At 48.7% G+C, this 10,332-nt stretch carries 12 protein-coding genes; all 12 read right to left on the bottom strand.

Features of this window, described 5'->3' with window-relative positions; all coding sequences use genetic code 11:
* Positions 1–308: 308 nt before the first annotated feature.
* The 12 genes from lysS to EDM56_RS23270 all read right to left on the bottom strand — a co-directional run bounded on the left by lysS (position 309) and on the right by EDM56_RS23270 (position 10,179).
* Positions 309–1,835 carry a lysine--tRNA ligase gene (gene lysS, locus EDM56_RS23325; protein WP_122920330.1) on the bottom strand — a complete coding sequence of 509 codons (1,527 nt, stop codon included), beginning with the start codon at positions 1,833–1,835 and terminating at the stop codon, positions 309–311.
* A gap of 89 nt (positions 1,836–1,924) precedes the next feature.
* Positions 1,925–2,401: a transcription elongation factor GreA gene (gene greA, locus EDM56_RS23320; RefSeq protein WP_122920329.1), complete on the bottom strand. Its 477-nt coding sequence runs from the start codon at positions 2,399–2,401 to the stop codon at positions 1,925–1,927.
* A 231-nt stretch (positions 2,402–2,632) separates the two neighbouring features.
* Entirely contained in the window at positions 2,633–3,661 is a 1,029-nt protein-coding gene (dusB, locus tag EDM56_RS23315; RefSeq protein ID WP_122920328.1) for a tRNA dihydrouridine synthase DusB, read from the bottom strand.
* 55 nt (positions 3,662–3,716) lie between these two features.
* Positions 3,717–3,929 (bottom strand): helix-turn-helix domain-containing protein, encoded by a 213-nt coding sequence (locus EDM56_RS23310; protein WP_122920327.1) that lies wholly within the window; start codon positions 3,927–3,929, stop codon positions 3,717–3,719.
* On the bottom strand, positions 3,881–4,405 hold the full coding sequence (gene folK / locus EDM56_RS23305) for a 2-amino-4-hydroxy-6-hydroxymethyldihydropteridine diphosphokinase (protein WP_122920326.1): 525 nt from the start codon (positions 4,403–4,405) through the stop codon (positions 3,881–3,883). The genes EDM56_RS23310 and folK overlap by 49 nt, the downstream gene beginning before the upstream one ends.
* A 6-nt stretch (positions 4,406–4,411) precedes the next feature.
* Positions 4,412–4,780: a dihydroneopterin aldolase gene (gene folB, locus EDM56_RS23300; protein ID WP_122920325.1), complete on the bottom strand. Its 369-nt coding sequence runs from the start codon at positions 4,778–4,780 to the stop codon at positions 4,412–4,414.
* Complete coding sequence (gene folP, locus EDM56_RS23295; protein ID WP_122920324.1) at positions 4,773–5,975, bottom strand: dihydropteroate synthase; 1,203 nt, start codon at positions 5,973–5,975, stop codon at positions 4,773–4,775. The genes folB and folP overlap by 8 nt, the downstream gene beginning before the upstream one ends.
* 142 nt (positions 5,976–6,117) lie before the next feature.
* The gene (locus EDM56_RS23290; RefSeq protein WP_122920323.1) at positions 6,118–6,336 is read right to left on the bottom strand and encodes a twin-arginine translocase TatA/TatE family subunit; all 219 of its coding nucleotides are present in this window, start codon (positions 6,334–6,336) and stop codon (positions 6,118–6,120) included.
* A 155-nt stretch (positions 6,337–6,491) separates the two neighbouring features.
* Positions 6,492–7,079 (bottom strand): aminodeoxychorismate/anthranilate synthase component II, encoded by a 588-nt coding sequence (gene pabA, locus EDM56_RS23285; RefSeq protein ID WP_122920322.1) that lies wholly within the window; start codon positions 7,077–7,079, stop codon positions 6,492–6,494.
* Between the two features lie 64 nt (positions 7,080–7,143).
* On the bottom strand, positions 7,144–8,076 hold the full coding sequence (cysK, locus tag EDM56_RS23280; RefSeq protein WP_122920321.1) for a cysteine synthase A: 933 nt from the start codon (positions 8,074–8,076) through the stop codon (positions 7,144–7,146).
* 107 nt (positions 8,077–8,183) lie between these two features.
* Positions 8,184–9,056 (bottom strand): Hsp33 family molecular chaperone HslO, encoded by an 873-nt coding sequence (gene hslO, locus EDM56_RS23275; protein WP_122920320.1) that lies wholly within the window; start codon positions 9,054–9,056, stop codon positions 8,184–8,186.
* Between the two features lie 178 nt (positions 9,057–9,234).
* Positions 9,235–10,179: a sigma-70 family RNA polymerase sigma factor gene (locus tag EDM56_RS23270; protein ID WP_122920319.1), complete on the bottom strand. Its 945-nt coding sequence runs from the start codon at positions 10,177–10,179 to the stop codon at positions 9,235–9,237.
* Positions 10,180–10,332: the final 153 nt, after the last annotated feature.

Raw genomic sequence — 10,332 nt, 5'->3', positions numbered from 1 at the left:
AATTAAATGTGATGTCACTTGGACAATCACGTTATCTTTTCGCTTTCGCTGTTCAGTTTTCAAAGAGCATCTTTCGTAACAACTTCTTTAGTTTAGCACTTTCGAACCTCGGCGTCAACTGCTTTTTTAATTTCGTTTAACGCGTTTTTAGTTTAGCTAAACATGAAAACAGATGTGAGAGCACTTATTTATAAAGTAGCTTCTCGCACAACGTGTTTTAATATACCACGCCACCACTTTTAAATCAATACAAAATTACAGAAAAAAGCGGCCCTTCGTCAGAAGAGCCGCTCTCGAACTCATTACGGTTATTTTCCTGCCTTGTCGCGCATATGCGGAAAGAGCAGTACATCACGAATCGACGCAGAATTGGTCAACAGCATCACCAAACGGTCGATCCCGATACCCAGTCCGCCTGTTGGCGGCATTCCATACTCAAGCGCTTCGATAAAGTCCTCATCCATATCGTGAGCTTCATCGTTCCCTTGTTCTTTTTCCAACAACTGCGCTTCAAAGCGCTGGCGCTGGTCAATCGGATCATTCAACTCCGTGAACGCATTTGCATGCTCACGCGCAACGATAAACAACTCAAAACGATCCGTAAAGCGCGGATCCTCGTCATTCTTCTTCGCCAACGGGGAGATCTCCACTGGGTGACCATAGACAAAGGTAGGTTGAATCAGTGTCTCTTCCACCTTTTGCTCGAAAAACTCATTCACCACGTGGCCAAACTGATGATGCGGCTCCACCTTGATGCCATGTTCTTTCGCCAAAGCACGAGCTTCTTCATCGCTCATTTGCGCCCAGAAATCAACACCTGTTTGTTCTTTAATCAAATCAATCATGTGAGCACGGCGCCATTGTGGTGTCAAATCAACAATTTTGCCTTGGTATTCTACTTTAGTCGTCCCAAGTACTTCTTCGGCAATGTGGGCAACCATATTTTCAACCAAGCTCATGATATCGCGGTAATCAGCGTACGCTTGATAAAGTTCAATCATTGTGAACTCTGGGTTATGTCGCGTTGAAATTCCCTCATTACGATAAACGCGGCCAATCTCATACACTTTTTCCAATCCGCCGACAATCAGGCGTTTCAAGTGCAATTCGATTGCAATACGCATATACAGTTGCATATCCAGCGCATTGTGGTGAGTGATGAACGGACGAGCCGCTGCACCACCTGCGATCGCATGCAACGTTGGCGTCTCAACTTCCAAGAAACCCATGCTATCGAGGTAACGACGCATAGAAGTCAAAATGCGGCTGCGAGTCATAAACGTTTCCCGCACCTCTGGATTCACAATCAAATCGACATAGCGTTTGCGGTAACGAATCTCAACGTCTTTGAGGCCGTGGTATTTTTCCGGCAACGGACGCAGCGATTTAGTCAGGAATGTGAACTGCTTCGCCTTTACGCTCAATTCACCGGTTTTTGTTTTGAACACAACGCCGGTAATCCCGATCAAGTCGCCGATGTCGCTCATGTCGAACAGCTTGTATGCATCTTCACCCACTGCATCTTGGCGAACATAAATTTGAATTTGGCCACTACGGTCGAGCAGCTGAGCAAAGCTTGCTTTCCCCATCTCGCGCTTCGCCATCAAACGACCAGCCAACGTAACAGTCGCTTCTGCCGCTTCCAATTCCTCTTTTGATTTATCAGCAAATTGAGCAACAACATCCTTAGCGTGATGTGTTTGCTCAAATTTCTGACCAAATGGGTCGAGACCAGCTTGGCGGATACGCTCCATTTTGTCATGTCTTACTTGAAGAAGCTCATGCAAGCCTTCTTCCTGGGTTTCCTCTTGCAACAACTCTTCGTCTCTGTTCATTCCCTGTCACTCCTTGGCATTCCTTGGTAAACAACTAATGATAGCGAGATGGCGTACCTAAGAGTTTCCAGAGGTACGCCGCGCATAAATTACAACTTAATATCTAAAATTTCGTACTGAAGCGTTCCCGCTGGAGCATGAACCTCAACGGTCGTTCCCTTCGATTTGCCAAGCAACGCTTGCCCTACCGGCGATTCGTTGGAGATCTTGTTTTCCATCGGATTGGATTCAGCAGACCCGACGATCGTGTATTCAACCACATCGCCAAACTCAATATCTTTCAGGGATACAGTCGATCCCACACTCACTACATTGGTATCCACGTCTTCATTGGTGATGATGCGTGCATTGCGCAGCATCTTTTCCAGCGTAATGATGCGTCCCTCGATGAAGGCCTGCTCATTCTTGGCTTCTTCATATTCGGAGTTTTCGCTGATATCGCCAAAGCTGATCGCTTCTTTAATCCGAGCGGCCACTTCTTTCCGTTTGACCGTCTTCAAGTCTTCCAGTTCTTGCTCAAGCTTGGACAATCCTTCTGGTGTCAGAATCACTTCTTTTTCAGACATTGTACTATTCCCCCGTTTATATAAATTCGTAATCCCCTACAAAAAGTAAAAGGATTATATGTATATGTCTTGCAGAATATACAATTGTTAGTGAAACGTTTTCACGCTGGAAAACAAGCGAAGGCTACAAGTTCCATCATAGCTAAAGCTGCCAGTCACCCCGGCAGCTCCACTACGATAATACGCTGTATTATAGGATATGAAGGTATCCTTGTCAATGTTTGGATTCCCTTAGTAATTGACGACATCTTCGGTTTGGGCTTCCGTCGATTCGACAAAATCATCGCCATGCGCTTCTACCCAGTCGACATAATCATAGAGTGCTTTCCGCAGCTCCTCTTCCGTTTCCACCGCGTTGATCACGTTTTTGGTATGGGTCGAGCCTCTCAGCCCCTTCAAATACCAAGCTGCGTGCTTGCGCATCTCCAACACGCCCACGCGCGGTCCTTTCAACGCGATTAGACGCTCCGCGTGCAGCAGACAAATCTCGATCTTTTCGCGCGCTGTCGGATCAGGCAAAAGCTCTCCTTTTGTCAAATATTGAATCGTGCGGTACAGCATCCACGGATTCCCCAAAGCAGCCCGCCCGATCATGACCCCGTCACAACCAGTCGTATCTAGCATGCGACGCGCATCCTCAGGTGTTGCCACATCGCCATTACCGATAACCGGAATCGAAACCGACTCCTTCACGCGGCGAATCCAATCCCAATCCGCTTTCCCTTTGTACATTTGCACGCGTGTTCGCCCATGCACAGCGATCGCTTTGCCGCCAGCACGTTCTACTGCCTGCGCATTTTCAATCGCGTACAGATGGTTGTCGTCCCAGCCCAAACGCATTTTCACCGTGATTGGTTTATCGACCGCGTCAACCACGCTGGACACGACTTCATAAATTTTGTTCGGATCAAGCAGCAGGCGCGCACCGGCATCACAGCTCGTGATTTTCGGCACAGGACAGCCCATGTTAATGTCGATAATGTCCGCATTGGTGTTCTCGGACACAAATTTGGCAGCCTCCACCAACGTTTCCTTGTCGCCGCCAAAAATTTGCAGACTCAACGGTTTTTCCCGCTCGTCGACAAATAACATGTCCATCGTTTTTTTATTCCCGTGCACGATCCCTTTATCGCTTACCATTTCAGCACAGACCAATCCTGTACCAAACTCTTTGGCAATCAAACGGAACGCCGGGTTGCAAACACCAGCCATCGGGGCCAGCACGACGTTGTTTTTTAATTCAATGTCACCGATTTTCATTGTATTTAAATCCTCCTGCAGTAAGCCTGGAAGTTCTGGTTAGAGCAAAGACATATCACTTATTAGTTATAGCACATAACTCTTCGTAATCGACCTGTAAAGTGATGGCGATTTTGCGCAGTATTGATTCGGCCGGCTTTCGTGTGCCTCGTTCCAGAGACCCGACAACCGACAGCGAAACGCCCATCTCCTCCGCTAGCGTTTGTTGTGTATAGCCCTTCAATTTTCGAAATGAGCGGATCCGGTTTCCAAGTTGAGAGTTCCCCATCTGCGTACCCCTTTTCGATCATTTGCCTGTTCCAACCATTGTTTAAGTAATTTTCCCTTAATGAGTTGTGCATGATCAAAGATGTCGTTTAGCGGCACTAAAACAAACGCGCGCCCTGTCATTTCTGGATGCGGGATCTGAAGATGGGGTAGCGCCACACTCTCTTCTCCGTAAAGTAAAATATCGATGTCAATCGTTCGAGGTCCCCAGCGGATGATCCTTACCCGTCCTAGCTCTTGCTCTAGTCGTAGCACCGACTCGAGTAAAGCCTCTGGCGAAAGGGATGTTTCGATTTCAACCGCCATATTGAGAAATGCGGCCTGATCCGTGTAGCCGACTGGATCAGTCTCGTACACCGCAGAAAGATCAACTACGGTGATCCCTTCGATCGTTTGTAGCCCTTTTACCGCTCCCAGCAAGTTATGCTCACGTTCCCCAATATTCGTCCCTACCGCAAGATAAGCTCGTACTGCCATACCCGATCAGGATCCTTTCCGCCGTGTCCGCACCATTTCGATCGCGACCGCCTCGTAATGCCCATTGATCGGCGGGTTCGGTTTGGTCACCTTCACTTTTACTTCCTCAAATGGAAAACGCTCGAGCAGCCGATCTGCAATAGTTGACGTCAACGCTTCAACTAATTGATACCGCTCCTTTTCGACAATATGTGAAACCAAATTGAAAATATCTGCGTAGTTGACCGTATCGTTCAAATCGTCGCTTCTGCCTGCTTTGGATAAATCGAGCGAAACCTCGAGGTCAACGTAAAACCGTTGCCCCAACTGTGCCTCCGCCTCAAATACACCGTGATAGCCGTAGAACGACATTTTCTCAAAATAGATTTTATCCATGAGTAGTTCCTCCCCTAAGCATCGCATCCATCATGATACAGAGCCGCTTCATTTCCTTCACATCATGAATGCGCATGATATGACAGCCCTTTGCAACTCCGAGAGCTACGGTAGCTGCCGTCCCTTCCAGCCGCTCTTCGGGAGGCAGATCGAGCACTCGTCCAATCATGGACTTTCGCGATGTTCCAAGCAACACGGGATACCCGAGTGCGACGATATCATCGAGGCGGCGCATCGTCTCTAAGTTCTGCTCATGCGATTTAACGAAGCCGATGCCCGGATCGAGAATGATGTTCTCGGCTTTCACACCTGCATCGAAAGCGATCTGCACTGACTCTCGCAAATCACCGACCAGTTCGGTAAAGAAGTCATTGTATTCGCGGTTTTCGCGATTGTGCATAAGGATGATCGGAACATCGTGTTTTGCCGCTACATGTGCCATCTGTTTATCGTACTTCGCTCCCCACACGTCGTTAATGATGTGGGCTCCTGCTTCGATTGCCCGATCCGCCACCTCTGCCTTGTATGTGTCGACCGAGATCGGTATTTGATAGGCCCTGGACAAAGCTGTGATAATCGGAATGACCCGCTCCAGCTCCTCCTCTGCACTGACAGAAACGTGGCCTGGACGTGTCGATTCTCCGCCTATATCGATGATGTCAGCGCCAGCATCAATCATCTCTTTTGCGTACGCTAACGCTCGCTCGATATCGTTGAAACACCCACCATCCGAAAACGAATCCGGCGTCATGTTCAAAATCCCCATCACTAGCGTCCGATCCCCTAACGGAAGGCGATGTGGACCGCAGACAAGCTCTTTTCTGCGCTTTAGCGTTTCCTGCTGACGCAAGAGCTCTTCAATCTCGCCAACAAGCTCCTTCAAACCAAACGGCTGATTGCACAACACCCGCAACAAGGCAAACAACTGCTCTCTGGTCGCAACAATCAATACGCTTGATTCGGCGATATCCAACGCAGGCACTTTTTGGTGAACCACACAGTCCCCGCCAAATGCTCGTAATTCTTGCTTCAGCAAAAGCGCGGCTTGCAGTGAAACGTTCTCCAAACGGATGTGCAGCATTTCTGCTTTCGATGCCATCACATTCATGACGCTGGGATCTGACCCGATCTTATTCATCTCAGCGACAATCTGCTCTTGTGTCGTGGTGTGAATCATGTACGGATTATGCTTCATCGTTCGAACTCCTTGCTAATATTGTGGTTAGCATACCACAATTGCCCATTCAATTCTACCGATCCACCTTGCTCGTATCTGCTCGCTTCCACACAAAAACCCGGCGTTTGGCCGGGTTTTTCGAAGTACTGCCCTCGCCTGTTCAGACCCGCTTCGTTCCCTCATTTGCGGTCTGCGCAAGCGCAGGTGCATTGTCTTTGTCGTCTTGTTCGTCTTTGGTCAGGTCTTTGGCAGCAGCTTTAAACTCCGTCAACGTGCGGCCGAATGCGCGGCCGATCTCCGGGAGCTTGCTCGGGCCAAACACAATCAGCGCGATCATCAGGATCAAAATCAGCCCGGGAATACCGATACTGGATAACATACCATCGTCACTTCCTTCCACTAAGTTGATAGATACAAGCAGCTTGGGATGACATTACCTTATTGATACCCGATGGCCATCGAAACCATACGCTGGAAACCGAAAAAAGAGGCCTCCGCCTTTACGGCAGAAACCTCTCGAATATGCTCTGTTCACTAGCTGTGTGCCTTTTCTTTTGCATAATGCGCCAAAAAGTTCGCCAGCAATTGTTTTCCATGCTCTGTGATAATGGATTCCGGGTGGAACTGTACTCCTTCAATTGGATACTCCCGATGGCGAATCGCCATGATTTCCCCTTCCGCTGTCCGCGCCGATACTTCCAGCTCAGACGGTAAGCTGTCTGGCTCGACAATTAGCGAATGGTATCGCGCCACGACAAACGGCGACGGAATGCCTTTGAAAATCGTCTTTTGGTCATGGAAGACACTAGATGTTTTGCCGTGCATTAACCGCTCGGCCCGAACAACGTTGCCTCCAAACGCCTGCCCGATGGACTGATGTCCCAGACACACGCCCAAAATCGGGATTTTTCCCGCAAAATACTTGATGGCTTCCAAGCTGATACCCGCCTCATTGGGGGTGCAAGGCCCTGGTGAAATCATCAAATAATCCGGATTCAACCGCTCAATCTCTGCGATCGTCACCTTGTCATTGCGGAAAACCTTCAATTCTTCCCCAATCTCACCTACAAACTGCACGAGATTGTAGGTGAATGAATCATAATTGTCGATCATCACAATCATGCTCAGCTCTCCCTTTCTCTTCTATACTCGGCTCATCTCACTCAGTATATCATATCAGGCGCAATTAATCTTCAAATTGGAACAATGGTGTAGAGAGGTAACGTTCGCCATTGCTCGGAATCACGACGACTACCTTTTTGCCCTTGCCCAAACGTTTCGCCACTTGCAAAGCTGCATGAATCGCTGCACCCGAGGAAATCCCGACCAGAACACCTTCCTCGCGAGCGACGCGGCGTGCCACCTCAAATGCTTCCTCATTTTCTACTTTAATGATCTCATCATAAACTTGTGTATCCAACGTATCTGGAACGAAGCCCGCACCGATACCTTGAATTTTGTGTGGACCTGGTTTGCCGCCGGACAATACCGGGGAAGCCGCAGGTTCCACTGCGATTACTTTCACCTCAGGAAACGCTTCTTTCAGCACCTGTCCAGCACCTGTGATCGTCCCACCTGTGCCGATTCCGGAGATGAATGCGTCAATGCCGCCGAGCTCTTTTGCTTGCTGCACGAGCTCAGGACCTGTTGTCAGGCGATGCACCTCAGGGTTTGCTGGATTTTTGAACTGCTGCGGAATGAAGTAGGAATCGTTTTCGCGGGCGATTTCTTCCGCTTTGCGGATCGCTCCTCCCATGCCCTCTGCGCCTGGTGTCAAAATCAACTCCGCACCGTACGCGCGCAGCAAATTGCGGCGCTCCAAGCTCATGGTGTCAGGCATGACAAGAATCGCGCGGTAGCCTTTTGCAGCAGCAACCATCGCCAAACCGATCCCAGTGTTTCCACTGGTTGGCTCGATGATGGTATCGCCTTCCTTCAAACGACCTTCACGTTCCGCCGATTCGATCATGGAAAGCGCGATCCGGTCTTTCACGCTGCTACCCGGATTGAAAAACTCCAGCTTCAAATAAATATCAGCAATATCTTCAGTTGCAACACGGTTTAGTTTTACTAGCGGTGTGTAACCAATTAATTCGGTAATCGATTGAGCAACTCGCATGTTTCCCGTCCTCCTCAATACCAAGTAAAATGCTAGGTTTTATTGGCATTATTATAGCAGACTATATTCAGAAACGTCAATTATTTCTTGAAGACATTTCCTGCGCCTTACATGGACTGAAGAATTTGCTCCAGCTGCTTTTTATCATAGTGGTAGCGCTCGTTGCAAAAGTGGCAATGGATCTCGGCAGACTCTTGCTCGTCGATCATGCTTTGGATTTCTTCTTTCCCCAGCGTGATCAGCATTTTGCTCACTTTCTCTTCCGAACACGTACACGTGAAAATTATGTCCATCCGCTCGTGAATATTCGGCTCATCGACGATCTTTTCGATAATCTCTTCTGGCGTCAACCCTTCGCCGATCATGCGCGATACTTGCGGCAGCCCGGAAACGCGCTCTTCGATTAGTGCCACGACATCATCGGTCGTACCCGGGAGCAATTGCAAAATGAAACCGCCGGAAGCCAAAACAGAACGGTCATCAGGGTTCACTAGTACACCTACACCAACAGCTGACGGTGTTTGCTCGGATGCTACGAAATAGTACGTGAAGTCATCGCCGATCTCTCCGGAGACGATTGGCACGCTTCCTTGATACGGCTCGCGCAGGCCCAAATCTTTTGTCACATACAAAAATCCGTCCATCCCTACCGCACGGCGCACATCGAGCTTTCCTTTATCATTCAGTTCAAAATGAACCTGCGGATTGGTTACGTATGCACGCGCTTCTCCTTTTGCATTTGCTTCCGCGATGATTTGGCCAATAGGGCCTCCTCCCTTGATCTTCACAGAAAGCGATTCGTCTCCTTTGAGCATCGCTCCCATCATGGTTGTAGCAGTCAGCGTGCGTCCCATAGCCGCAGTTGCTGTGTTCCACATGTCATGACGCTTTCTAATTTCCTCTACAATATGTGTCGTGCGCGCAGCAAACACGCGAACGTTGCCTCCAAAACCGGTTGCCCGTACCATGTAGTCTTTCACGGTGCAATCCTCCCTTTCCTTGTTGCCCAATAAGTTGTATTCGCGTTTAGTGTACCACAAAATAGGAATCACGCCGAACGCGAGAGGCACTCTATACAGTTGCGGCATGGGATGTCTGTACAAAAAAACCACACGATGCCTCGTGTGGCTGTCATTTCCTCATTTATATGCCCGTAAATCAAGAAAGATATTCCTTTAACTGTCGGGAGCCTTTTTGATTTCGCAAGCGATCGATCGTTGTCGCTTCGATCTGGCGAATTCGCTCACGAGTAAGCCCAAACATTTTGCCGACCTCTTCAAGCGTGTAGATCTGGTCATCGTAGAGGCCGTAGCGCATGGCGATAATCTCTTGTGCCCGCGGATTCAGCCGGGCCAGCGCTGCCAGCATCTGCGTTTTGAGATCCACTTTTTCAACGTGGTCTTCTATGGAGGTTTCGCCGTCATCGACGACCTCCGCATAGCTTAGCAGCTCCTCATCGCGTTGAATGTCGTCAAAACAATCATACAATTGCTCATCCAACGACTCCATCCGCATCATGATCGCAGCCTCAATCGCGTCAACCTTCTCCAAAGGAATGTCGAGCGACGCCGCAAGCTCATTGCGGTCGGGGTACCGATGCAGCAAATTGGCCAGTTGCATGACATGCTTCTGGTATTGGCGAATTTGTTCGTGCATGTGCACGGGAATGCGAATCAAGCGTCCCTTATCACTGATCGACCGGGTGATGGCTTGTGAAATCCACCAGTGTGAATAGTGGTAAAGCCGCACGCCTCTGTTTACGTCAAACTTATCAATTGCCGTAAATAAGCCGAACGTTCCTTCTTGAATCAAATCAAGAAACGGCATGCCCTTTTTCAAGTGACGAAGTGCTGTACTGACGACGTAACGCAAATAAGCACGTACCAACCGATCACGTGCTTCTAGGTCACCGTCGTGTTGATAACGAATCAAGCACTCCATTTCTTCATCTTTTTCCATCATGGGTGTCGCAGCTACCTCTTCTAAAAAGATCAGGACAGAAGTATCCGACTTCAGCGACTTAGGGACGACTATGCCCAATATGGTTTCAACATTCCGCCAACGACGGGGTGAAGCTTCAAAAGAGGAGTGGCTCACGTTCATCTGCAACCCTCGCTTCACTAGAAGTATAGCTGATGCAGGAAGTACTCGTTCTTACTTACAGCGTATTTCGACAAAAAGAAATGGATTCCTTCTCAATTTACAGAATATTAACAAGAGGATAAATAGATGTTTAGTGGAAATTGGCCCAAAAAA

Source organism: Brevibacillus fluminis (genome assembly GCF_003710825.1).
GTDB lineage: Bacteria > Bacillota > Bacilli > Brevibacillales > Brevibacillaceae > Brevibacillus_D > Brevibacillus_D fluminis.
Note: the sequence above shows the minus strand (reverse complement) of the source record. Positions and strands in the feature narration are given on the sequence as shown.